Annotated in this window: 23 protein-coding genes; 12 read left to right on the forward strand and 11 right to left on the reverse strand. The window is 63.4% G+C overall.

Translation table 11 applies throughout. The annotated features are described in order from the left end of the window. Positions 1-5: 5 nt before the first annotated feature. The 4 genes from ccmB to ACO06F_RS13485 form a co-directional block, all read right to left on the reverse strand. On the reverse strand, positions 6-671 hold the full coding sequence (gene ccmB / locus ACO06F_RS13470; protein WP_421693264.1) for a heme exporter protein CcmB: 666 nt from the start codon (positions 669-671) through the stop codon (positions 6-8). Beyond that, on the reverse strand, positions 668-1,267 hold the full coding sequence (ccmA, locus tag ACO06F_RS13475) for a heme ABC exporter ATP-binding protein CcmA (protein ID WP_421693265.1): 600 nt from the start codon (positions 1,265-1,267) through the stop codon (positions 668-670). Before ccmA ends, ccmB begins: the two co-directional genes overlap by 4 nt. Positions 1,268-1,341: 74 nt before the next feature. Next, positions 1,342-2,067, reverse strand: a complete 726-nt coding sequence (locus ACO06F_RS13480) for a beta-ketoacyl-ACP reductase (protein ID WP_421693266.1) — start codon at positions 2,065-2,067, stop codon at positions 1,342-1,344. A 101-nt stretch (positions 2,068-2,168) separates the two neighbouring features. Continuing rightward, the gene (locus ACO06F_RS13485) at positions 2,169-3,353 is read right to left on the reverse strand and encodes an acetyl-CoA C-acetyltransferase (RefSeq protein ID WP_421693267.1); all 1,185 of its coding nucleotides are present in this window, start codon (positions 3,351-3,353) and stop codon (positions 2,169-2,171) included. A 204-nt stretch (positions 3,354-3,557) separates the two neighbouring features. On the opposite strand from ACO06F_RS13485, the gene phaR reads away from it, so the two are divergent. Beyond that, the gene (phaR, locus tag ACO06F_RS13490; RefSeq protein WP_421693268.1) at positions 3,558-4,154 is read left to right on the forward strand and encodes a polyhydroxyalkanoate synthesis repressor PhaR; all 597 of its coding nucleotides are present in this window, start codon (positions 3,558-3,560) and stop codon (positions 4,152-4,154) included. 18 nt (positions 4,155-4,172) lie between these two features. Here phaR and ACO06F_RS13495 read toward each other — a convergent pair whose 3' ends face one another. Continuing rightward, positions 4,173-6,041, reverse strand: coding sequence for an EAL domain-containing protein (locus tag ACO06F_RS13495; RefSeq protein ID WP_421693269.1), 1,869 nt, complete (start codon positions 6,039-6,041; stop codon positions 4,173-4,175). Between the two features lie 70 nt (positions 6,042-6,111). After that, entirely contained in the window at positions 6,112-7,689 is a 1,578-nt protein-coding gene (ggt, locus tag ACO06F_RS13500; protein WP_421693270.1) for a gamma-glutamyltransferase, read from the reverse strand. A 222-nt stretch (positions 7,690-7,911) separates the two neighbouring features. On the opposite strand from ggt, the gene ACO06F_RS13505 reads away from it, so the two are divergent. The 5 genes from ACO06F_RS13505 to ACO06F_RS13525 all read left to right on the forward strand — a co-directional run bounded on the left by ACO06F_RS13505 (position 7,912) and on the right by ACO06F_RS13525 (position 11,273). Then, positions 7,912-9,591 (forward strand): formate--tetrahydrofolate ligase, encoded by a 1,680-nt coding sequence (locus ACO06F_RS13505; RefSeq protein WP_421693271.1) that lies wholly within the window; start codon positions 7,912-7,914, stop codon positions 9,589-9,591. A gap of 144 nt (positions 9,592-9,735) precedes the next feature. After that, the gene (locus ACO06F_RS13510) at positions 9,736-10,089 is read left to right on the forward strand and encodes a cupin domain-containing protein (protein WP_421693272.1); all 354 of its coding nucleotides are present in this window, start codon (positions 9,736-9,738) and stop codon (positions 10,087-10,089) included. Between the two features lie 74 nt (positions 10,090-10,163). Then, positions 10,164-10,763 (forward strand): hypothetical protein, encoded by a 600-nt coding sequence (locus ACO06F_RS13515; protein ID WP_421693273.1) that lies wholly within the window; start codon positions 10,164-10,166, stop codon positions 10,761-10,763. Positions 10,764-10,950: 187 nt separating this feature from the next. Next, positions 10,951-11,103, forward strand: a complete 153-nt coding sequence (locus ACO06F_RS13520) for a DUF1127 domain-containing protein (protein WP_421693274.1) — start codon at positions 10,951-10,953, stop codon at positions 11,101-11,103. Then, the gene (locus ACO06F_RS13525; protein WP_421693275.1) at positions 11,100-11,273 is read left to right on the forward strand and encodes a DUF1127 domain-containing protein; all 174 of its coding nucleotides are present in this window, start codon (positions 11,100-11,102) and stop codon (positions 11,271-11,273) included. Before ACO06F_RS13520 ends, ACO06F_RS13525 begins: the two co-directional genes overlap by 4 nt. 55 nt (positions 11,274-11,328) lie before the next feature. Here the strand turns inward: ACO06F_RS13525 and gnd are convergent, their stop codons facing one another. Then, the gene (gene gnd, locus ACO06F_RS13530) at positions 11,329-12,303 is read right to left on the reverse strand and encodes a phosphogluconate dehydrogenase (NAD(+)-dependent, decarboxylating) (protein ID WP_421693276.1); all 975 of its coding nucleotides are present in this window, start codon (positions 12,301-12,303) and stop codon (positions 11,329-11,331) included. A 282-nt stretch (positions 12,304-12,585) separates the two neighbouring features. On the opposite strand from gnd, the gene ACO06F_RS13535 reads away from it, so the two are divergent. From ACO06F_RS13535 to ACO06F_RS13560, 6 genes are read left to right on the forward strand one after another with little or no spacing between them, the layout of a single operon-like run. Continuing rightward, positions 12,586-13,146, forward strand: coding sequence for a F0F1 ATP synthase subunit delta (locus ACO06F_RS13535; protein WP_421693277.1), 561 nt, complete (start codon positions 12,586-12,588; stop codon positions 13,144-13,146). Further along, entirely contained in the window at positions 13,146-14,675 is a 1,530-nt protein-coding gene (gene atpA / locus ACO06F_RS13540) for a F0F1 ATP synthase subunit alpha (protein WP_421693278.1), read from the forward strand. The genes ACO06F_RS13535 and atpA overlap by 1 nt, the downstream gene beginning before the upstream one ends. 13 nt (positions 14,676-14,688) lie before the next feature. Beyond that, positions 14,689-15,567: a F0F1 ATP synthase subunit gamma gene (locus tag ACO06F_RS13545; RefSeq protein WP_421693279.1), complete on the forward strand. Its 879-nt coding sequence runs from the start codon at positions 14,689-14,691 to the stop codon at positions 15,565-15,567. A gap of 24 nt (positions 15,568-15,591) precedes the next feature. After that, a complete protein-coding gene (atpD, locus tag ACO06F_RS13550) occupies positions 15,592-17,034 on the forward strand; it encodes a F0F1 ATP synthase subunit beta (protein ID WP_421693280.1) in 1,443 nt (480 codons plus the stop codon). 4 nt (positions 17,035-17,038) lie between these two features. After that, positions 17,039-17,269, forward strand: a complete 231-nt coding sequence (locus ACO06F_RS13555) for a hypothetical protein (RefSeq protein ID WP_421693281.1) — start codon at positions 17,039-17,041, stop codon at positions 17,267-17,269. Beyond that, the gene (locus tag ACO06F_RS13560; protein WP_421693282.1) at positions 17,269-17,661 is read left to right on the forward strand and encodes a F0F1 ATP synthase subunit epsilon; all 393 of its coding nucleotides are present in this window, start codon (positions 17,269-17,271) and stop codon (positions 17,659-17,661) included. The genes ACO06F_RS13555 and ACO06F_RS13560 overlap by 1 nt, the downstream gene beginning before the upstream one ends. A 152-nt stretch (positions 17,662-17,813) precedes the next feature. Here ACO06F_RS13560 and ACO06F_RS13565 read toward each other — a convergent pair whose 3' ends face one another. From ACO06F_RS13565 to ACO06F_RS13580, 4 genes are all read right to left on the reverse strand, one after another. Continuing rightward, positions 17,814-19,214 carry a DEAD/DEAH box helicase gene (locus ACO06F_RS13565; protein ID WP_421693283.1) on the reverse strand — a complete coding sequence of 467 codons (1,401 nt, stop codon included), beginning with the start codon at positions 19,212-19,214 and terminating at the stop codon, positions 17,814-17,816. 234 nt (positions 19,215-19,448) lie between these two features. After that, positions 19,449-20,111 (reverse strand): HAD family hydrolase, encoded by a 663-nt coding sequence (locus tag ACO06F_RS13570; protein WP_421693284.1) that lies wholly within the window; start codon positions 20,109-20,111, stop codon positions 19,449-19,451. A 7-nt stretch (positions 20,112-20,118) separates the two neighbouring features. Next, positions 20,119-20,619, reverse strand: a complete 501-nt coding sequence (locus tag ACO06F_RS13575; RefSeq protein ID WP_421693285.1) for an RNA pyrophosphohydrolase — start codon at positions 20,617-20,619, stop codon at positions 20,119-20,121. After that, positions 20,619-21,809, reverse strand: coding sequence for a divergent polysaccharide deacetylase family protein (locus ACO06F_RS13580; RefSeq protein ID WP_421693286.1), 1,191 nt, complete (start codon positions 21,807-21,809; stop codon positions 20,619-20,621). Before ACO06F_RS13580 ends, ACO06F_RS13575 begins: the two co-directional genes overlap by 1 nt. Positions 21,810-21,939: the final 130 nt, after the last annotated feature.

Raw genomic sequence — 21,939 nt, forward strand, 5'->3', positions numbered from 1 at the left:
CGGAGCTATTTGAGATAGGACCTCAGCGCCGCAGCCGAGGCAAGGGGGGAGACGACGAGGCTGACGAGGGTGATCGCCGCCAGGATCAGGAGCGAGGCGAGGGTCAGGCCCGGTGCGGCGCCGGGCTGGGAGGCGGAAAGCCCGAAGATCAGGACCGGCACATAGAGCGGCAGCACCAGGATCGAGACGAGGAGGCCGCCGCGCCGCAAGCCCACCGTCACCGCTGCGCCGATCGACGCCAGAAGCGATAGCGCAACAGAGCCTAGCACCATGGCAATGGCGAGCGGCAGGATGGCCCCCGGCTCCAGATTGACGAGAAATCCCAGAAGCGGTGCGGCAACCGCCAGCGGCAGGCTGGTCGAGAGCCAGTGCGCAATGGCCTTGGCCAATGCCACAATCTCGAAGGGAACCGGCCCCATGGTCATGATGTCGAGGGAGCCATCCTCAAAATCCTGCTGAAAGATGCGGTCGGCCGAGAGCAGCACGGAGAGGAGTAGCGAAATCCACAAGGCGCCTGGCGCGATGCGGGCCAGCAGCGCCTGGTCGGGCCCGATGCCGATGGGCAGCAGCACGACGACCGTCAGGAAGAAACCGAGCGCGGTGCCCACCCCGCCCCCCTGCCGGATGGTGAGGGTGATGTCCCGCCGGATCAGCGCCAGGATCAGGCTCACGGTTGGCCCCCGAGGTCGAGGCGCTTGTCGGGCTCAAGGCCGAGCGCCACATGGGTGGCGGCGATGATCATGCCGCCTTGCGCACGCTGGCGCTCCATCACATCGGTCAGGCGGGAGAGGGAAGCCGTGTCGAGCCCCACGGTCGGCTCATCCAGCAGCCACAGCGCGCGCGGCACGAGCACCAGCCGTGCCAGCGCCAGGCGGCGCTTCTGGCCGGCGGAGAGGAGCCCGGCAGGATAGCTTGCAAGCCGGGCGAGATCGAAGGCGGCGAGGGCCTCTCCCACATCGCCGCCGCCCAGAAAATCCCGCCAGAAGCCCAAATTCTCGGCCACGCTGAGGGCTGATTTCACCGGCTCCTGATGGGCAAGGTAATGCGCCTGCTGTCCGATGGTCAGCTCCTCGCCGCCGCCGTCGAGTGTGATCGTCCCGTCTTGCGCGTCGTTCAAACCGGCGATGAGCCGCAGCAGGGAGGACTTGCCGGAGCCGTTTGGCCCCGTCAGCTGCATGAGCTCACCCGACCCGAGCGATAGCGAAACGTTGCGGAACACAATCCGCCCGCCGCGCTCCAATGTCAGGTTCTTCGCGTGGAGTTCCATAGCCCTTGTTGGGAAAAGAAGATGCCCGCGTCAAGCGCGGGCATCGGGAGCATCACAGATGGAGGCTTCGGCCCTCACACCATGTGCTGGCCGCCATTGGCGGAAATGGTGGAGCCGGTGATGAAGCCGGCCTCGTCCGATGCGAGGAACACGACAGCGCGCGCAATCTCCTCGGGCTCGCCCAGGCGGCCTACGGGAATGAGCGGCAGGATGCGCTTGTCGAGCACCTCCTGCGGAATGGCCTTCACCATTTCGGTGGCGATGTAGCCCGGGCAGATGGCGTTGACGGTGATGCCCTTGGCCGCCCCTTCCTGGGCCAGCGCCTTGACGAAGCCGATGTCACCGGCCTTGGCGGCGGAATAATTGGCCTGGCCCATCTGGCCCTTCTGGCCATTGATGGAGGAAATGCAGATCACGCGGCCGAAGCTCCGGTCGCGCATGCCGCCCCAGATGGGCTGGGTCATGTTGAACAGCGAATTGAGGTTGGTGTTGATTACTTCGTTCCACTGCTGCGGCGTCATCTTGTGGAACATCGCATCGCGGGTGATGCCGGCATTGTTGACCAGCACCTCGACGGGGCCGAGATCGGCCTCCACCTGCTTCAGCCCCGCCACGCAGGCCTCATAGCTGGCAACATCCCATTTATAGACGGGGATGCCGGTTTCGGCCTTGAACGCCGCCGCCGCCTCGTCATTGCCGGCATAGCTCGCGGCCACGGAATAGCCCGCCGCCTTCAACGCCTTCGAAATCGCCGCCCCAATGCCACGGCTACCGCCGGTGACCACTGCTACCCGTCCCATGTATCTCTCCATTTATTGTTTCTATTCCTCTCCCCCGCCGGGGGAGAGGGCAGGGTGAGGGGGTCTCTCAGCGAGTCCCGCCTCAGGCATTCCCGTTCGTGTTACCGCTCCACGCACATGGCGATGCCCATGCCGCCGCCGATGCAGAGGGTGGCGAGGCCCTTTTTGGCGTCCCGGCGGCCCATCTCGAACAGCAGCGTGTTGAGAACCCGCGCGCCCGACGCGCCGATGGGGTGGCCAAGTGCAATCGCCCCACCATTGACGTTCACGATCTCCGGGTTCCAGCCCATGTCCTTGTTGACGGCGCAAGCCTGCGCCGCAAACGCTTCATTGGCCTCGACCAGGTCCAGATCCTCGACCGTCCAGCCGGCCTTCTTCAAGGCGGCGCGGGAGGCAGGGATCGGCCCCGAACCCATGATCGCGGGATCGACGCCAACACTCGCCCAGGAGGCGATGCGGGCCAAGGGGGTCAGGCCGCGGCGGGTGGCTTCCGCCTCGCTCATCAGGATGACGACGGCCGCGCCGTCATTGATGCCGGAGGCATTGGCGGCGGTCACCGAGCCATCCTTGGCGAAGGCGGGCCTCAGCTTGCCGACGGCGTCCAGAGTCACGCCCTTCTTGATGTATTCGTCCTGGTCCACCGTCACGTCGCCCTTGCGGGTGGTGATGGTGACGGGGGCAATCTCGTCCTTGAACTTGCCGGCAGCCTGCGCCGCTTCGGCCTTGTTCTGGCTCTTCACCGCAAAGTCATCCTGCATGTCGCGGGTGATCTGCCACTGGCGCGCCACGTTCTCGGCGGTCGTTCCCATGTGATAGCCGTGGAAAGCGTCCCACAACCCGTCCTTGATCATGGTGTCGACCATTGCATAATCGCCCATCTTTACGCCTTCGCGGAGATAGGCGGCGTGGGGCGCGCGGCTCATGCTTTCCTGGCCGCCGGCGGCAACCACCTTGGCATCACCGGATGCGATCTGCTGCATGCCAAGCGCCACGGCGCGCAGGCCTGAGCCGCAGAGCTGGTTCATGCCCCAGGCCGGGCTCTCCTTGGGAATGCCGGCATTGATTGCGGCCTGGCGTGCCGGGTTCTGGCCCTGTGCCGCTGTCAGGATCTGGCCGAGGATCACTTCATCCACTTCGGCTGCATCCACCTTGGCGCGCTCCATTGCGGCTTTCAGGGCGACGGTGCCTAGGTAGCTGGCCGGAACGCTCGACAGTGAGCCATTGAAGGACCCCACCGGCGTTCGCGCCGCCGCAACGATCACAATCCCATTTCCAGATCCGGCCATGACTGACTCCTTTGCGTGATTTTGACTTGAGCTTATGCCTTTATTACCAGCTTTTGTGCAATGCGACATAGGTCTCGGTTATGGCGGCGCGATATTTTTTGCGCTTGCAATTGTGCAGTGCGGAGAGCAAGCTTTTTTGCAGCGAGAGCCTGCAAAAAGCCCGGTAAACGGCGGCGGTTCGAAGCCTGGTCAAGGAGGACGCCGGTGAGTGAAGAGAAGGCAGCGCCGCAGAGCGCGGTGGTCATCAAGAAATACGCCAACCGGCGGCTCTACAACACGTCCACCTCCACCTATGTGACGCTCGACGACCTTTCGACCATGGTCAAGTCGGGCACGGATTTTCTGGTCTATGACGCCAAGACGGGTGAGGACATCACCCGTTCGGTCCTCACCCAGATCATCTTCGAGGAAGAGAATAAGGGCACCAATCTTCTGCCCATCAATTTCCTCCGTCAGCTCATCCGCTTCTATGGCGATTCCATGCAGGCTTTCGTGCCGGGCTTCCTTGAGTTCTCGCTCGAAAATCTCGGCAAGGAGCAGGAGAAATTCCGCAGCCAGCTACTGGATGTCTGGGGCGGCGATACGATCAAGGCCATGCAGGATCACGCCCAGCGCAACATGGCCATGTTCGGCGATGCGATGAAGGTGTTCAACCCCTTCGCGGCCATGGGCGTGCCCGTTCCCGGCGCGCCCGCACCCGGCAGGCCTCCTCAGGCGCAGAACCCGTCGAAGGATGATCTCCAGGCCCTCAAGGATCAGCTTGCTGCAATGCAGCAGAAGCTTGACACGATTACGAAGTAGGCGCCTCCAACAGTTCCCTTAGAGCGCCCGGCGCCTTGCCGTGTCGCTGACGAGATCGGCCAGGCTCGGCTCCGCCGCGAACTCCCCAAGCCGCGCCGCGAAGGCGCTGTCGAGAAGCGTGATCGCGTGGCGCAGCTTCTGCAGCTCGCCATCGAGATCGCGCTCGAAGGCCGCTACTGTTTCTTCCGCGGGGGGCAGCATCTCCATCCAGCCGGGCGAAAACTCCGCCATGCCGTAAAGGCTCCCCTGCATGAGGTCCACGCCCCACTGCCGGAGCAAGGCTGCATCTTCCTCCGTCTCCACCCATTCGGCCACGGTCTTGATGCCGAAGCTCTTCGCCAGGTCGATCAGCGAGCGGACGTAATACTGGTTTTCGCCATTGCCCGAGAGGTGATGGCAAAACGTGCCGTCGAGCTTCAGGAACTCGACGGGCAGCGCCCGCAGGCTGCGGAAGCTTGTATAGCCAGCTCCGAAATCATCGATCGCCACGCTGCAGCCCAGGTGGCGCAGCGCCTCGACGAAACGGATGGTATGGCTGAGGTCGCCCAGCGCCACCGTCTCGGTGATTTCGACGATGACCCGCTTCGCAAGCGCGCCCTGACGCGACAGAATCGCGAGAATTTCAGGATACCAACGAGGGTCGGTTGCCGTGGTGCCGGAGATGTTGAGGGAAATCCGCATGGTGGGGTGCCGGATCAGCACATCGACCACCATCTCCGCCACGGCCTTGTCGATCAGGCGCACCAGTCCCAGCTTTTCGGCAATGGGGATCAGATGCCCGGCTGCCACGATCTGCCCGTCCTCGCCCGTCATGCGCAGCAGCGCCTCATGGAACAGGGGCCGTCCCGTCACCGCATCGACGACGGGCTGGAAGGCAAGCAGGAACCGGTTTTCCTTCAGGCAGCGGATGACTTGCGTGGCGTCCCGCGCATTGCCGCTGCGCTCGGTGGAAAGCTGTTCAGAGGGTTCATGGATCACCACGTCGCCTGCCGGCTGCTTGCGCGCCTGGGCCAGTGCTTCCTCGGCATGGGCCACGGCGGTGCCGGGGTCGCGGCCGTAGCGCGGCAGGATGACGGCGCCGACCGAGACCAGCGCCCAAACAGGCCCTCTCAGCGTTTCGACCACGCTCTCGCGTGCAGCACCCAGAAAGCGCTCGGCGGCGACGGCGAGTTCGTCCCGGCTGCAGTGGTTGAGGACAATGCCGAAGGTCGAGCCCGAATAACGCGCCACCGCGTCCCCGGCGCGGGCGACGCTGGCAATCCGCTGGGCGACATTGGCGATCACCTCATCGGCCACGCCCGGCCCATAGGCCTCGTTGACCACCGGCAGATTGATGATGGTCGCCAGCAACAGCGCGCAGGACGTGCCTTCGCGTTCCGAAGCGGCCAGAGCTCCGCCCAGCGCCTCCATCAGCCGGCCGCGGTTCATGAGGCCGGTCAGCGCATCGCAGTGGCCCAGAAAACTCAAATGCTGTTCTTGCCGGTGGCGCTCATCGATGCGGCGCAGTGTCCCGAAAACCCGCGCCGGGCGTCCGTCAGCATCGGCGTGCCAGCGGCCCTGATCTTCCAGCCAGAAGCTTTCCCTGCCCGTGCGGCCGCCGGGCATGAAGCGGTATTCGATGCGGAAGAAAACGCCAGCACCCTCATCCGTGCCGCCGCCGCGCAGCACCGTGTCATAGCGGCTCGTCAGGTTCTGAGGATCCAGAAGCGAGGCGAAGTGGCGCCCTGAATCGACCGCAGCCGGCTCGCAGCCCAGCACGCCGCCCGCTCCGGGAGACCAGTCGATCCGGTCGCTCGGCACATCCCAGCAATAGGCGGCCAGGCCCGATTCCGCCACGGCGCGGGTAAGCAGCCCCACAGCATTCACGTCGCTCTTGCCCTGGCTCACAGTCTCTCCGTACCCAAACCTCAAGCCCCGAGCTTAAGTCAGAGCGTCAAAGCATTTCTTAACAGCGAGGCTAACATCCGAGTGCAAAACCGTCCTTGCGCGGGTCTGACCCGCCGATCAGCACGCCGTTTTCACGGTCGATGGCAATGGCCTGGCCGCCGCCCAGGGGCGATGCCGCCTGCTCCAGCCTGTGGCCCTTCGCAATGAGGCCTTCGCACACATGGATGGGCACGCCGCCTTCGACCTGAACCTTGCCTGATGCGGGAAAATAGCGCGCCCAGTCAATCGCCTCCTGCGGGTTCATGCCATAGACATACCGATTCACCGCAACGGTCACATGGCCCATGGGCTGATAGTCACCGCCCATTACGCCATAGCTCATGTCGACGAGACCGTCCTTCTTCACCATGGCCGGAATGATGGTGTGAAGCGGCCGCTTTCCGGGGCCGATGCAATTGGGGTGTGCAGGGTCTGTGACGAAGCAGCCGCCCCGGTTCTGCAGCGCGATCCCGGTCTTCGGCGTCACCACGCAGGAGCCGAAGCCATAATAGACCGAGTTGATGAAGGAGACGGCCATGCGCTGCTCATCGACGACGCTCAGATAGATCGTATCCGACGTCCGCATCGCGGTTTCGATGTCGAGCGTGCGGTTCATGTCGATCATCGATGCCAGTTTCTGGGCGGTCTTTGCCGACAGAAGCTCGTCAACCGGAACCTCGTGGAAATCCGGGTCGGCGATGTGCCGGTTGCGCAGCTCCCAGGCCAGTTTCATCGCCTCGATTTCGAGGTGGTGGCGCTCGACCGAGTCCGGTGCGTGCCGCTTCAGGCCGATCTGGGTCAGGATGTTGAGTGCGATGAGCGCCGTCAGCCCCTGTCCCGACGGTGGAATTTCCAGAACCTCGCGCCCCATGAAGTCCGTCGAAATCGGCTTCACCCAATTGGCCTGCTGGCGGGCCAGGTCGTCCCGCGTCAGCAGCGATCCCTTCGCCCTGACGGTCGCGATGATGTCCTCGGCAATCTCGCCCTCGTAGAAGGCATCGCGGCCCTCCTGCGCGATCAGCCGCATGCTGCGGGCCAAGGCGGGGTAATGCATGATCTCGCCTTCACGCGGGGTGCGTCCGTCCTTCAGATAGTGGACGCGGCCGCCTTCGTCGGCCTCCAGAAACGGCGCATCCTCCGGCCAGTCGGCCGCAACCCGCGGCGTCACCGGCACCCCTTCTTCCGCCAGGCGGATGGCAGGTTTCAGGGCCTCGCCCAGATCCATGGTTCCGAATTTGCGCAAAAGCTGGTCCCAGCCGTCGATCGCGCCCGGCACGGTGATGGCATGGATAGAGCGGACGGCGATTTCGGTGAGGCCGGAGGCCTTCAGCCATGTGGCGTCAGCAGCCATTGCCGCCCGGCCGCTGGCATTGAGGCCGGTCACCTTGCCATCGGGCGTGCCCACCAGCGCGAAACAGTCGCCGCCGATCCCGGTCATTGCGGGCTCCACCACGCAGAGCACGGCAGAGGCCACAACCGCTGCATCCGCCGCATTGCCGCCGGCGCGCAGCGTGTCGATCGCGGCAAGCGTTGCCAGGGGTGCTGAGGTTGCTGCCATGCCGCGGGTGCCATAAGCGGCCGAACGGCCCGGACGGTCAAAGCTGCGCATTCTCAAACTCCTGTTGCAATCCGGCGGTAGAGGGTGATTGGAGAAAATTCTCCGCGAAACGTCGCAAAAGGCATCGCATGTGAAGAAGCGCTGTAGCAAGACACTCGGCATCATGACTGCCGCGCCGGCGCAGCCCACAAGAAATATTCGACATTTCCCGCCAGTAATGTATTTTTACTGCCGGGAAAACTCTCCAATCCACACAAGGGGACTGAAACGACTATGGCCACGGTGAAGAGCGATATCGAAATTGCCCGTGAGGCGAAAATGAAACCGATCATGGAGATCGGAAAGGGCCTCGGCATCCCGGAAAAGGACTTGATCCCCTACGGCCACACCAAGGCCAAGGTGGCGCTCTCCTACATCGACAGTCTCAAGTCCAAGCCCAACGGCAAGCTGATCCTGGTCACCGCCATCAACCCCACCCCCGCGGGCGAAGGCAAGACCACCACGACCGTCGGCCTGGGTGACGGCCTCAACCTGATCGGAAAGAAGGCCATGGTTGCGCTGCGCGAGCCCTCGCTCGGCCCCTGCTTCGGCATGAAGGGTGGCGCAGCCGGCGGCGGTTATGCCCAAATCGTTCCGATGGAGGACATCAACCTCCACTTCACCGGTGATTTTCACGCCATCACCTCGGCGCACAACCTGCTTTCGGCCCTGATCGACAATCACATCTACTGGGGCAATGAACTCGGCATCGACACCCGCCGCGTCGCCTGGCGGCGCGTCATGGACATGAACGACCGTGCGCTGCGCGAGATCGTCTGTTCGCTGGGCGGCGTTGCCAACGGCTATCCGCGCGAGGCGGGCTTCGACATTACCGTCGCCTCCGAGATCATGGCCATCCTCTGCCTCTCGACGTCGATTGCTGATCTCGAGCGCCGCATCGGCCAGATCGTTGTCGCCTACAAGAAGGACAAGACCCCGGTTCTGGCGAAGGACCTGAAGGCGCCCGGCGCCATGGTCGTCCTCCTCAAGGACGCGCTTCAGCCCAACCTGGTGCAGACGCTCGAAAACAACCCGGCCTTCGTTCATGGCGGCCCCTTCGCCAACATCGCCCATGGCTGCAATTCCGTCATGGCCACCCAGGCCGCCCTCAAGCTCACGGACTATGTGGTGACGGAAGCAGGCTTCGGCGCTGACTTGGGCGCCGAGAAGTTCTTCGACATCAAGTGCCGCAAGGCCGGGCTCTCGCCCGCCGCCACGGTCATCGTCGCCACCGTCCGCGCCCTCAAGATGCATGGCGGTGCTGCCAAGGAAGACCTGAAGACCGAGAATGTCGAGGTGCTCAAGAAGGGCCTCGCCAACCTCGGCCGCCACATCGAAAACGTGAAGAAGTTCGGCGTGCCGATCGCGGTGGCCGTCAACCACTTCATCTCGGACACCGATGCGGAAGTGCAGGCCGTGATCGACTACTGCAAGACCCACGGTGTGGAAGCCTTCCGCTGCACCCATTGGGCGGACGGCGGCAAGGGCATCGAGCCGCTCGCGAGGCACGTGGCCGAACTCGCTGACAAGGGCTCGGCGCAGTTCAAGCCGATCTATGATGAGAACGTCTCGCTGTTCGACAAGGTCAAGACCATCGCCCGCGAAATCTACCGTGCCGATGACGTCGTCGCCGACAAGTCGGTGCGCGACCAGCTCAAGGCCTGGGAAGCGGCGGGCTACGGCAAATTCCCGATCTGCATGGCCAAGACGCAGTATTCCTTCACCACGGACCCCAACATGAAGGGCGCGCCCATCAACCACGTGGTGCCGATCCGCGAAGTCAGGCTTTCGGCAGGTGCTGAATTCATCGTCGTCATCTGCGGAGACATCATGACCATGCCGGGCCTGCCGAAGGTTCCGTCCGCCGAAGTGATCGGCCTCGACGAGAAGGGCCAGATCGCCGGATTGTTCTGACGGCTGCCTCATCTGCAATTGGCCAACAGGCCCGGAGCCAAGCTCCGGGCTTTTTGCTATGTTGACACGGAACTCGATATAAGTTTGCGTCCTGTGGCGGGAGCAGATCGTTTTCACGCGAACAGAGTGAAGGAGGCAACTCACATGGCCGATATCGTCTACCGCTTTCCGGCGCCAGGGCTCGAGCCCATCACCGCAGATCTCGACGGCTGGAGGAAAGTCGAGGGCAATCCCACCATGAAGACCTGGGTGCAGCACACCTCGGCGGATGGCAGCGTCATCAGCGGTACGTGGGAGGCAACGCCCGGCACCTACCATGCCACCTATGGCGCCTATGAATTCGTCCACCTGATCGATGGGCAGATCACCATCACGCCCGACGGCGGCGCGGCCGTCACCATGAAGCCGGGAGATGCCTTCACGGTTGAGCCTGGCTTCGCCGGCACCTGGAAGATCGAGAAGCCGGTGAAGAAGCATTTCTGCATCAAATTGAAGTGACGAAGGGCGGATTCCCGCCCGCCGCGAGGCGGGCCGCCGCGCCGGTTTGACCCGGAGAACCGACCGTGCCACGCATGAACCGGGTCGATCCTTTCGGCGATCTCCGCGCCGTGCCGTCACGTGGCACGATGATGGGAAACCGGGGTTGTCTGCACGACGCGGCGGGACTGATCCGGCGGCGGTTCTCCAGCAAGGCGTGGATCACCTGCACGCTTTCCTGGAAAGGCGTGACGCGAAGCGTCTTCAGGCCGGGGCGTTACAGCGAATTGTTCTTCCTGGACGAGGCAACGGCATTCGCTGCAGGGCACCGTCCGTGCAGTTACTGCCGCCGCGATGCATATTTAGCCTTCAAGGCGGCTTGGCCGGACGAGCAGGCTGTGAAAGCGCCGGAGATCGACGCGCAGCTCCACACAGAGAGGATCGGACCCGCCGGACAGAAGCAAAGCTTCAGCGCACGGCTTGGGGCGTTGCCCGAGGGCGTGATGCTCACTTTGCCGGATGAGCCGGCCGCCGCGCGTCTCCTCTGGGGCGGAAGGCTCTGGCGCTGGTCGATCGAAGGCTATTCCGATCCTTTGGCGGCCAGTGCTCGCCTCATTGCCACTGTCCTCACCCCGCGCTCCGTCTGCAGCACCTTCGCAAACGGGTATCGCGTGGCGGTTCATTCCAGCCTCTGAGGGTTCTGTGATGGCCTCCCGTGCCGGTTTTTGCGGCATTGCAGCATGGTAAATGGACAGTTAAGCTATTGTTCTTACATAAACAAATATAGCCATGCAAAAAATGCATTTCTGTTTATGTTGCAGCGCACCTAAATTGGGGATGCAAAAAGCAACCAAAGACCTGTCAATCCAAGGGGAATGACCAATGTTCGAAGTCCTGAAGTCCCGCTACTCCACCTGGAAGCGTTATTCGCGCACCGTCCAGGAGCTTGAGAGCCTGTCCACCCGCGAACTCGCCGATCTCGGCATCTCGCGGGTCGATATTCCGCGCCTGGCCCGGGAGGCCGTGCGCTCGTGAGTTTCATTCCGGGTGCCTTGCTCGAGAGATTGGGCCGCAGCCGGAAACTGAGGGCCTACCGCCGTGCCCGCGCCGAAGCCGAAGCGCTGTCGGATGCCGACCTGGCCGACATGGGCCTGAAGAGATACCAGCTGGGCCACGTGGCCCGCGTCCGGGCCTTCAGGGCCTGAACGCAAAAGAAGAACCCGCCGGAATCCTCCCCCGGCGGGTTTTTCGTTTTCCCACTCAGGGGCTTTCGCGGTGGCCGCCGAATTGCTGGCGCAGGGCGGAGAGCAGCTTTTCCGCGAATGTATGGTCCCGGCGTGAACGGAACCGCGCGAAGATGGCCGCCGCCAGCACCTCGGCCGGAACGGCCTGCTCGATTGCGGCCTCCACTGTCCAGCGGCCTTCGCCAGAATCCGGAACAGAGCCGGTGAAGGCCGATAGGGCAGGGTCCTTGGTCAGCGCGTTAGAAGTGAGGTCCAGCAGCCAGGACGATATCACGCTCCCGCGCCGCCACAGCTCTGCCAGATCAGCCACGTCATAGTCGAAGCGCTCGGCCGCCGGCAGATTGGCGTCGCCCCGGGTTTCCAGAATGTGGAAGCCCTCGGCATAGGATTGCATCATGCCATATTCGATGCCGTTATGGACCATCTTGGCGAAGTGGCCGGAGCCCGTGGGGCCGGTGTGCATATATCCCTGCTCGGGCCGTGGGTCCCGTCCATCCCGGCCCTCTGTCTTCTCGATATGGCCTTTGCCTGGTGCAAGGGCTGCAAAAATCGGGTCGAGGCGGCGCACGGCTTCGCCATCGCCGCCGATCATCAGGCAAAAACCCCGCTCCAGCCCCCAGACGCCGCCTGATGTGCCGACATCGAGAAAGTGGATGCCCTTCTCCGCCAGCATCTGCCCGCGCCGGACGCTGTCCTTGAAGAAGCTGTTGCCACCATCGATCAGAACGTCACCGGGTTTGAGCACCGTTGCGGCCTCGAGCACGGCATTCTCCGTCACGGCACCCGCGGGCAGCATCAGCCATATGGCACGCGGTGGTGCGAGCAATTTGGCCAACTCGGCCAATGACACGGCGGGCCTTGCTCCATCCGCTGCAAGTGCAGCAATTGCCGCTGCATTCAGGTCGTTCACCACGGTGCCGTGCCCCGCCGCCATCAGCCGCCGCGCAATATTGGCACCCATGCGCCCCAACCCAACGATACCGATTTCCATCTTCATCCCCTGCCAGATATGACTGCTGTGAGGCTCATATTGCACGGCCACCGCCAGGCCTCCACAGCCGATGTTGGGTCATCAAACCGCAGCACCGGGCCATCGCGGCAATCCGCCCTCGCGAACGTGGTTGCGAGTCCGTTTTCCATGTGATAGCCAACGCGCGCGGCGGGGCGGGGGCCCCGGCCCGTGGGCATGCCCTTGTGCATGGCCCGCCTCCCAGACATTCATGCGGCAGAACGCCTTTTCGAAAGGCGGAGCCTGCAAACTGAAAGACGGATCGTGGCGAGCACAGACCAGACAGTATCCGGAGTTCCGGGCCGCTATGCGAGCGCCCTGTTTGAACTCGCGAGCGAGGAAAAGGCCACCGAAGAGGTGAGCCGCCAACTCAATCAATTCGCCGCGGCGCTGGACCAGTCGGCGGATCTCACACGCCTCGTCCGCTCGCCGGTGTTCTCTTCGGAGGACCAGGTGGCGGCGCTGACTGCCGTTGCAGCCCAGATCGGCACGACCGGCGCCACGCTCAACTTCCTCAAGCTCGTCGCCCGGAACCGCCGCCTCAGCGCCCTTCCGGAGATGATCAAGGCCTATGCCACGCTTCTCGCCAATTCCAAGGGCGAAGTGGCAGGCGAAGTCACTTCGGCCGAGCCGCTCTCGGCCACGCAACTTTCGGACCTCAAGGCCGCGCTCAAGAGCTCGCTTGGCCGTGACGTCCTGCTCACGACACGGGTCGACAGCTCGATCCTCGGCGGCCTCATCGTCAAGGTGGGCTCCCGCATGATGGATAATTCGCTGAAGACCAAGCTCCAATCTCTCAAGATCGCCATGAAGGGAACCGCCTGATGGACATTCGCGCCGCCGAAATTTCCGCAATCCTCAAAAAGCAAATCAAGGACTTCGGCCAGGAAGCCCAGGTATCTGAAATCGGCCAGGTGCTGTCCGTGGGTGACGGTATTGCTCGCGCCTACGGCCTCGACAATGTGCAGGCCGGCGAAATGGTCGAGTTCGGCAATGGCATGAAGGGCATGGCCCTCAACCTCGAAACCGACAACGTCGGCATCGTGATCTTCGGGTCCGACCGTGAGATCAAGGAAGGCGACACCGTCAAGCGCACCGGCGCCATCGTGGAGGTGCCGGTCGGCAAGGAACTCCTCGGCCGCGTGGTCGACCCGCTCGGCAACCCGATTGACGGCAAGGGCCCGATCAACGCCAAGCAGTTCAAGCGCGTGGACGTGAAGGCGCCGGGCATCATCCCGCGAAAGTCGGTGAACGAGCCGATGTCGACAGGCCTCAAGGCCATCGACGCGCTGATCCCCATCGGCCGCGGCCAGCGCGAGCTGGTGATTGGTGACCGCCAGACCGGCAAGACCGCCATCATCCTCGACACGATCCTGAACCAGAAGCCCATCCACATCACGGGTCCTGAGAAGGACAAGCTCTATTGCGTCTATGTCGCCTGCGGCCAGAAGCGGTCCACGGTGGCCCAGTTCGTCAAGGTGCTGGAAGACAATGGCGCTCTCGAGTATTCGATCATCGTCGCCGCCACCGCGTCCGACCCTGCCCCGCTGCAGTATCTGGCACCGTTTGCCGGCTGCACCATGGGTGAATATTTCCGTGACAATGGCATGCATGCGCTGATCGCTTATGACGATCTCTCGAAGCAGGCCGTGGCCTACCGTCAGATGTCGCTGCTGCTCCGCCGCCCGCCGGGCCGCGAAGCCTATCCGGGTGACGTGTTCTATCTCCATTCCCGCCTGCTGGAGCGTGCGGCCAAGATGAACGATACGCTGGGCGGCGGTTCGCTCACCGCACTCCCCGTCATCGAAACCCAGGCCAATGACGTGTCGGCCTATATCCCGACGAACGTCATCTCGATCACCGACGGTCAGATCTTCCTTGAAACCGAATTGTTCTACCAGGGCATCCGCCCCGCCGTGAACGTCGGCCTCTCGGTGTCGCGCGTCGGCTCCGCCGCCCAGACCAAGGCGATGAAGCAGGTTGCCGGCAAGATCAAGGGCGAGCTCGCGCAGTATCGTGAAATGGCGGCCTTCGCGCAGTTCGGCTCGGATCTCGATGCCTCCACCCAGCGCCTGCTCAACCGCGGCGCCCGGCTGACGGAGCTTCTGAAGCAGGGCCAGTTCTCGCCCATGAAGACCGAAGAGCAGGTGGTCTCGATCTATGCCGGCGTCAACGGCTATCTTGATCCGCTGCCGGTCAACAAGGTGAAGCCCTTCGAAGAAGGCCTGCTGCGTTTCGTGCGCGACAAGCACCCGGAATTGCTCGATGCGATCCGCACCGAGAAGGCGATTTCGGATGCCAACATGCCGAAGCTCAAGTCCGCGGTTGAAACCTTCGCCAAGTCCTTTGCTTAAGGCATAGACCCCGATGGCAAGTCTCAAGGACTTACGAAACCGCATCGCCTCGGTGAAGGCGACACGCAAGATCACCAAGGCTATGCAGATGGTGGCCGCGGCGAAATTGCGCCGCGCACAGGAAGCGGCCGTCGCCGCGCGCCCCTATTCGGCGCGCATGTCGGCCGTCATCGGCAATCTCGCAAATGCTATGCAGGGCCAGGCGGGTGCGCCCACGCTCCTCACCGGCACGGGCTTCAGCGACACGCATCTGCTGATCGTAGCCACGGCCGAGCGCGGCCTTTGTGGCGGCTTCAACTCTTCAATCGCCAAGCTCGCCCGCGAACATGCAGACCGCCTGATCGCCCAGGGCAAGACGGTGAAGATCTTCACCGTCGGCAAGAAGGGCAATGACGCGCTGAAGCGGCTCTATGGCAAGTACATTGTCGAGCACGTGGATTTCCGCGGTGTGAAGGCGATGTCCTTCGCCGAGGCGCAGCTGGTCGCCCAGAAGGTGCTGGCCATGTTCCACAATGGCGAATTTGATGTGGCCACCCTGTTCTTCTCCGAGTTCAAATCGGTGATTTCGCAGAAGCCAACAGCGCTGCGCCTGATCCCGGCCGATGTTTCGGGTGCGGCACCCGCCGATCTGGGTGGTGCCGTTTACGAAGCAGAGCCCGAAGAGGGCGAAATCCTGGCCGATCTTCTGCCGCGCAACATCGCGGTTCAAGTTTTCCGTGGCCTGCTCGAGAATGCGGCGTCCGAACAGGGTGCGCGCATGAGCGCCATGGACAATGCCACGCGCAACGCCGGTGACATGATCAACAAGCTGTCGATCAAGTACAACCGCCAGCGCCAGGCGCAGATCACCAAGGAACTCATCGAAATTATTTCGGGCGCCGAGGCGCTCTAAGCGAACACGGGAAGGATCAGACATATGGCACATAGCGAGGCCGCAACCGGCCGCATCACCCAGGTCACCGGCGCCGTCGTCGACGTCGCCTTTGACGGTGAACTTCCGGAAATTCTCAACGCGCTCGAGACGATGAACGGCGACAACCGCCTCGTTCTCGAAGTGGCGCAGCATCTGGGCGAGAACACCGTCCGTACGATCGCCATGGACTCGACTGAAGGCCTGGTGCGCGGCCAGGCCGTCACCAACACCGGAAGCTCGATCTCGGTTCCGGTGGGCGAGGAAACGCTGGGCCGCATCATGAACGTGATCGGCGAGGCGATTGATGAAGCCGGTCCCATCAAGACCACGCTCCGCCGCCCCATCCATGCGCCGGCGCCTGATTTCGTCGACCAGTCGACGGAAGCGCAGATCCTCGTCACCGGCATCAAGGTCGTCGACCTGCTGGCGCCTTACGCCAAGGGCGGCAAGATCGGCCTGTTCGGCGGCGCTGGCGTGGGCAAGACCGTGCTCATTCAGGAGCTCATCAACAACGTCGCCAAGACGCACGGTGGTTACTCCGTGTTCGCCGGCGTGGGTGAGCGCACGCGTGAAGGAAACGACCTCTATCACGAGTTCATCGAATCCAAGGTGAACGCCGATCCGCACAATCCGGACCCGAATGTGAAGTCGAAGTGCGCGCTCGTGTTCGGCCAGATGAACGAGCCACCGGGTGCGCGTATGCGCGTGGCGCTTTCGGGCTTGACCGTTGCCGAGCACTTCCGTGACCAGGGCCAGGACGTGCTGTTCTTCGTGGACAACATCTTCCGCTTCACCCAGGCCGGTTCTGAAGTGTCCGCCCTTCTGGGCCGCATCCCGTCCGCCGTGGGCTATCAGCCGACGCTCGCCACCGACATGGGCAATCTGCAGGAGCGCATCACGACGACAACCAAGGGTTCGATTACCTCGGTGCAGGCGATTTACGTGCCGGCCGACGACTTGACCGACCCCGCACCTGCCACCTCCTTCGCCCACTTGGACGCAACCACCACGCTGTCGCGCTCCATCGCCGAAAAGGGCATTTACCCCGCCGTCGACCCGCTCGACTCCACCTCGCGCATGATGGACCCGCGCATCGTCGGTGAAGAGCATTACCAGACGGCGCGGCGCGTGCAGGCCATCCTGCAGCGCTACAAGGCGCTCCAGGACATCATCGCCATTCTCGGCATGGACGAGCTCTCGGAAGAGGACAAGCTGACGGTGGCCCGCGCCCGCAAGATCGAGCGCTTCATGTCGCAGCCCTTCGACGTCGCGGCCGTGTTCACCGGTTCGCCCGGCGTGCAGGTCAAGCTCGAAGACACCATCAAGGGCTTCAAGGGCCTCTGCGATGGCGACTACGACCATCTGCCGGAGCCCGCCTTCTACATGGTGGGCACCATCGAGCAGGCGGTCGAGAAGGCCAAGCGCCTCGCCGCCGAGGCAGCGTAAACATATGTGGCCCAAGAACGATGCATTTTGCTGCGACAATCTGCGTCGCTCTTTGGCTGAAGTACCGAACTCAACCTTCGCTGTGCAAGAAAATGGTGTTGCTTACCTTTCGGTAGGCTACGTACAGATTGATGACGGCGGAATAGGATGGTTTGATCAGGCGTTGCTGTTCTGTCCGTTCTGCGGAATAGAATTGCAAACAATTGCCGAGATCAAGAAGAAGGTAGACGATTGATGGCTCTTCATTTCGAACTCGTAAGCCCGGCGCGGCTTCTGTTCTCCGGCGATGTGGCTTCGGTCACGCTGCCGGGAACCGAGGGCGAGATGGGCATCTATCCGGGCCACTCGCCGCTCCTCTCCACCCTGCGGCCCGGCATCGTTACCGTCACGCGTGACGGCGGCGCCACCGAGCGCATCTTCGTGCGCGGCGGCATGGCGGAAGTGAACCCGCAAGGCCTCACACTTCTGGCGGAAGTCGCCATTCCCATGGCAGAATTCACCGCAGATGCGCTGGCCCGCCAGATCCAGGCGGCCGAGGCGGATCTCGCCAGCGCCAAGCCCGGCGAGGCCACCCGCAAGGCAACCGAAGCCATCGACCAGTTGCGGGCGCTGCAGACATCGATCTGAGCCGCGCGTCACGCATCTTTCTCAAATCGCCGGGGCATTCCCCGGCGATTTTGTTTTGAGGGGACGCGCTGGACCAAGGCGTACTCCACATGGACGCCTAACAAAAAAGAGCCCGCCGTTTCCGGCGGGCTCTATCATCTCTGATGTTCGGTTTAGCTCTGGCGGTCGCCGAGCTGGGTCATCCAGCTGGTGCCGCCGCCGGTGCGGCGCGGGGTTTGCTGGCCGCCGCCGTCACGCTTGGGAGCCGAACCCGCCTGGGGGCGCTGGCCCTGCGGTTTCGCACCCTGCGGCTTGCCCTGGCCGTTGCCGGCAGAGTGATTGCGGTTGGGCTTCTGGCCGCGGTGATGCGGCTTGGCGCCTGACGGCTTGTCCTTGCCGGCCGGGTTCCAGCCGAAGGTGGGGGCAAGCGCCTGCACGCCCTTGAGGCCCAGCGCATGTTCCGCCACCGGCACTTGGGTGCGGATGGTCTTCTCGATGTCGCGCAGCAGGCCACGGTCTTCCGGCGTGCAGAAGGCAATGGCTGAGCCGCCGGCGCCGGCGCGCGCGGTGCGGCCGATGCGGTGGACGTAGGATTCCGGCACATGCGGGAGATCGTAGTTCACCACATGGCTCACCGCCTCGACGTCGATGCCGCGGGCGGCAATGTCGGTGGCGACGAGGACGAGGATCTTGCCCGCCTTGAAGCCCGCAAGCGCGCGCTCGCGGTTGTTCTGGCTCTTGTTGCCGTGGATCGCCGCTGCGGTATAGCCCGCAGCCGAGAGGTTCTTCATCACCTTGTCCGCGCCATGCTTGGTGCGGGTAAAGACCAGCGTGCGCGTCATGTTGTTGTCGCGCAGCAGTTCAACAAGAAGCTTCGCCTTGTTGGCGGGGTCCACATGGATCACGCTCTGGTTCACGCGCTCGGCGGTCGTGGCGACGGGCGCCACTTCAACACGCACGGGGTCGGTCAGCAAATTGTTGGCAAGGCCTGCGATCTCCTTCGGCATGGTGGCCGAGAAGAACAGGTTCTGGCGCTGGGACGGCAGCATGCCGGTGATCTTGCGGATCGCGTGGATGAAGCCCAGGTCCAGCATCTGGTCAACTTCGTCGAGCACGAAGATCTCGACCTTTGAAAGGGTGAGCGCCCGGCGCTCGATCAGATCCACGAGACGGCCTGGCGTTGCGACGACGACATCGACGCCACCGCGCAGAATGTCGATCTGCTTCGAGAGCGACACGCCGCCGAAGACAACGGCGCGCGTCACCTTCAGGAACTTGCCATAAACACGGAAGCTCTCGCCGATCTGAGCGGCAAGCTCACGCGTGGGGGACAGGATCAGCGCCCGGCAGGTGCCCTTGGCAGCGCGCTCGGGGTGCGCGGCAAGCTTCTGCAGAATCGGGAGTGCGAAGGCCGCCGTCTTGCCGGTGCCGGTTTGGGCAATGCCGAGCAGGTCCTTCCCCGCCAGAAGGCTGGGAATGGACTGGGCCTGGATGGGTGTTGGCATCTCATAGCCTTCCGCGGTCAATGCGCGGAGAAGGGGCTCGGAGAGCTGGAGGTCAGTAAAACTGGTCACAGAATCGTCTTTCATCATTCGGAACAACAGTAGGCAGCGCAAACCATGTCCGAAAGGCCAGGCATGGACGATCCATGCAGCCTAAGGCAGGCGCTGAAACCTACCCACGTGAAAGGTATGTTCGGGGGAGTCGCTTTTCTTCGGGCCAGAACGGCTGCACCAGCGGTGCGCCTCACGTATTCCTTGGATCGGCCCCAAGCGACAGACGTCATATGGGCGTTTCGGAACCCAATGTCAAAGCATTCTTTCTGCCGCAAGTTCAGGCAGTTCCCGCATGTGCGAGAAGGCCCGCCTGGCGCCCGCCGCCAGAAGCTTCGGCGCCTGTTCGGCAGGGTGCGGGTGGGTGCCGGTGAAGCCCAGCACGCGGCAGCCCGCGCGGTGGGCGGCGGTCACACCGGTCACCGAATCCTCGATCACGATACAGTCCTGGGGTTGATAGCCCGCGCGCCTCGCCGCCTCGATGAACACGTCCGGCTCCGGCTTTCCCCGCGCCACATGCTCGAAGGTGGTGATGCGGTTGCCGAAGAAGCGCGTGAGACCGGCGATCCGAAGTGCAGCCTCCACCCGCTCATAGGGCGAGTTGGAGGCGACGCTGAAATGCTGCGGGCCAAGGGCGTCCAGTGCCGCGTGAACCCCGTCGACCGCGCGCAGGTCCGTCTCGTAGAGGTTCAGGAGCCGCAGATCCTTGTGGTCCGAGGCATCCGCCGGAAAACTCACGCCGAATTCGGTGGCGATCTCATCCAGCATGGCGGCGAAGGTCTTGCCGACGAAGCGCCGGTGCGCCTCTGCTTCGCTCATCGTCACGCCATTCTCGGCGAGGATCTGCACATCAACCCGCATCGAGAGCGGTTCGGAATCAACCAGCACGCCGTCACAATCGAAAATGAAATGGGGCACGGCTGGGTCACACCTTGCCCAGATGGCGGAATTCGGCGATCACCTGTTCGTACACTTGGCGCTTGAACGGCACGATCACCTTCAGGAGCTCATCCATCGGGGCCCAGCGCCAGGCGTCGAATTCCTGCTCCTGGCCGGGAGGCGACAAATCGATTTCACTCTCATCGCCGGTAAAGCGCAGCGCCAGCCACTTCTGGGTCTGGCCGCGGTATTTGCCCTTCCAGGACACGCCGATCAGATGGGCGGGCAGCTCATAATCATACCAGCGGGCTGATTCGGCGATGACCTCGGCAGAGGTGATGCCGGTTTCCTCGGCGAGCTCGCGCAGGGCGGCGGCGCGCACGTCCTCGCCCTTGTCGATGCCGCCCTGGGGCATCTGCCACCAATAACCTTCGCCCTCTTCGTTGGACTTGTCGAAGCGGCGGCCGATCCAGACCAGGCCTTGGGGGTTCAGCAGCATCACCCCCACGCAGGCGCGCATGGCGGTGATTTCGGGGTGCGTCTTCATCAGGTGGCTCTTCCCTTGTAGGCGGTGCTGACTGGCACCAGCAATATGCCCTTCTCCTGCAAGGTTTTGGCCCATTCGGCAACTGTTTCGATGGTGACGTCGAGACCTGAGCCCGTGGCAATGGCGGAGCCGTCCGCGGCGGCCTGCTGTTCGAGCTTGTCGAGCGCGGCGGTGATCGCCGCCGCTGTGGGCTCCGCGTCGATCACCATTTCGGCGCGCTGCATCGGCAGGCGCAAATCATTGCCGACCTTGGGTGAAATCGAGAGGCTGACGCTGGAATCCTCGAGATAGACCAATCCTCTGGATTTCAGTTCCTTCAAGACCGGCTGCAACGCATCCTCGGTCGAGAGCAGGCGCGAGCCCATGTAATTGGTGATGCCGGAATAGCCTGCGAAGCGGCTCATGTGCCATTTCAGCGCCTCCAGGTTCTTCTCCGGCGCCGCGTCGCTCAGAAGCGTGTTGGGCCCGGGGTTGGTGCCGGGGTAGCCCACGGGTTCCATCGGCACCTGCAGCAGAACTTCATGGCCCTGGGCGCGCGCCTTGTTCACCTGCGCCTGAAGGTTCTCGCCATAAGGGGCAAAGCCCAGCGTCACGTCGCCCGGAAGCAGGTCGATGGCCTTCTGCGTGAGCTTGGGGTTCAGTCCCATGCCGCCGAGGATCAGGGTGATCTTGGGCCGGCCGGAGCTGGTCACCGCCAGGGGCGTCACCTGGGAATAGACATTGAAGGGTTTCTTGCCGTTCTTCCCGATCCGCGGAAGCACGCCGTCCTTGGTCTTTTCGCTCACAGCGTCAATCGGCGCCTTCTTCAGCGGCCGGTGCATGGCCACATAAATTGCCGCCTCCTGCTGGTAGGCAGGCTCCGCCACGGGCGCCTGGTCCAGCGGTTCCCCGCCCTGGATCTCGACTGCGCTCTGGTCGATCACGTCTTCGGGCGCGGCCTCTGCGGGGGCGGGCGGGTCCTCCGCCACGGTGGTCGAGGAAGTGACGAGCTCCGCTTCCTCGGGGATGGCCGCCACCAGAACGGGCTCTCCCGCAAAGGGCCGGGGGATCAGCGACAGTGCAACGCCGCCGGCACCAAAGAGGCACAACAGCGCGATGGCACTCGCGGCGAAGGCCCCCGGCCGTCTGGCCCATAGGCGCTGGCGAAGGCTGAGCCGCTTGAGCGGCCGGCGCATTAGATCACGAGACATGGGTTTTTCTGCTTCACGGTCAGCATGATTCGATTGACCCCAAGTGTCGAATGCCAACCGTTAACGGGCTGTTAACCCTAGCGGATAAGTTGCTGAATCAGCCGTTTGGGGAGGCCTGCCCAACGGGCCT

The sequence above is a fragment of the Aestuariivirga sp. genome, from assembly GCF_965227715.1.
GTDB lineage: Bacteria > Pseudomonadota > Alphaproteobacteria > Rhizobiales > Aestuariivirgaceae > Aestuariivirga.

What these genes read in the sequence shown, in the direction of transcription:
- ccmA (WP_421693265.1), bottom strand. Translation starts at nt 1,267, where the DNA reads ATGGAACTCCACGCGAAGAACCTGACATTGGAGCGCGGCGGGCGGATT.
- ACO06F_RS13480 (WP_421693266.1), bottom strand. Translation starts at nt 2,067, where the DNA reads ATGGGACGGGTAGCAGTGGTCACCGGCGGTAGCCGTGGCATTGGGGCG.
- ACO06F_RS13485 (WP_421693267.1), bottom strand. Translation starts at nt 3,353, where the DNA reads ATGGCCGGATCTGGAAATGGGATTGTGATCGTTGCGGCGGCGCGAACG.
- ggt (WP_421693270.1), bottom strand. Translation starts at nt 7,689, where the DNA reads ATGCGCAGCTTTGACCGTCCGGGCCGTTCGGCCGCTTATGGCACCCGC.
- ACO06F_RS13505 (WP_421693271.1), top strand. Translation starts at nt 7,912, where the DNA reads ATGGCCACGGTGAAGAGCGATATCGAAATTGCCCGTGAGGCGAAAATG.
- ACO06F_RS13510 (WP_421693272.1), top strand. Translation starts at nt 9,736, where the DNA reads ATGGCCGATATCGTCTACCGCTTTCCGGCGCCAGGGCTCGAGCCCATC.
- ACO06F_RS13515 (WP_421693273.1), top strand. Translation starts at nt 10,164, where the DNA reads ATGAACCGGGTCGATCCTTTCGGCGATCTCCGCGCCGTGCCGTCACGT.
- ACO06F_RS13520 (WP_421693274.1), top strand. Translation starts at nt 10,951, where the DNA reads ATGTTCGAAGTCCTGAAGTCCCGCTACTCCACCTGGAAGCGTTATTCG.
- gnd (WP_421693276.1), bottom strand. Translation starts at nt 12,303, where the DNA reads ATGGAAATCGGTATCGTTGGGTTGGGGCGCATGGGTGCCAATATTGCG.
- atpA (WP_421693278.1), top strand. Translation starts at nt 13,146, where the DNA reads ATGGACATTCGCGCCGCCGAAATTTCCGCAATCCTCAAAAAGCAAATC.
- ACO06F_RS13545 (WP_421693279.1), top strand. Translation starts at nt 14,689, where the DNA reads ATGGCAAGTCTCAAGGACTTACGAAACCGCATCGCCTCGGTGAAGGCG.
- atpD (WP_421693280.1), top strand. Translation starts at nt 15,592, where the DNA reads ATGGCACATAGCGAGGCCGCAACCGGCCGCATCACCCAGGTCACCGGC.
- ACO06F_RS13555 (WP_421693281.1), top strand. Translation starts at nt 17,039, where the DNA reads ATGTGGCCCAAGAACGATGCATTTTGCTGCGACAATCTGCGTCGCTCT.
- ACO06F_RS13560 (WP_421693282.1), top strand. Translation starts at nt 17,269, where the DNA reads ATGGCTCTTCATTTCGAACTCGTAAGCCCGGCGCGGCTTCTGTTCTCC.
- ACO06F_RS13575 (WP_421693285.1), bottom strand. Translation starts at nt 20,619, where the DNA reads ATGAAGACGCACCCCGAAATCACCGCCATGCGCGCCTGCGTGGGGGTG.
- ACO06F_RS13580 (WP_421693286.1), bottom strand. Translation starts at nt 21,809, where the DNA reads ATGTCTCGTGATCTAATGCGCCGGCCGCTCAAGCGGCTCAGCCTTCGC.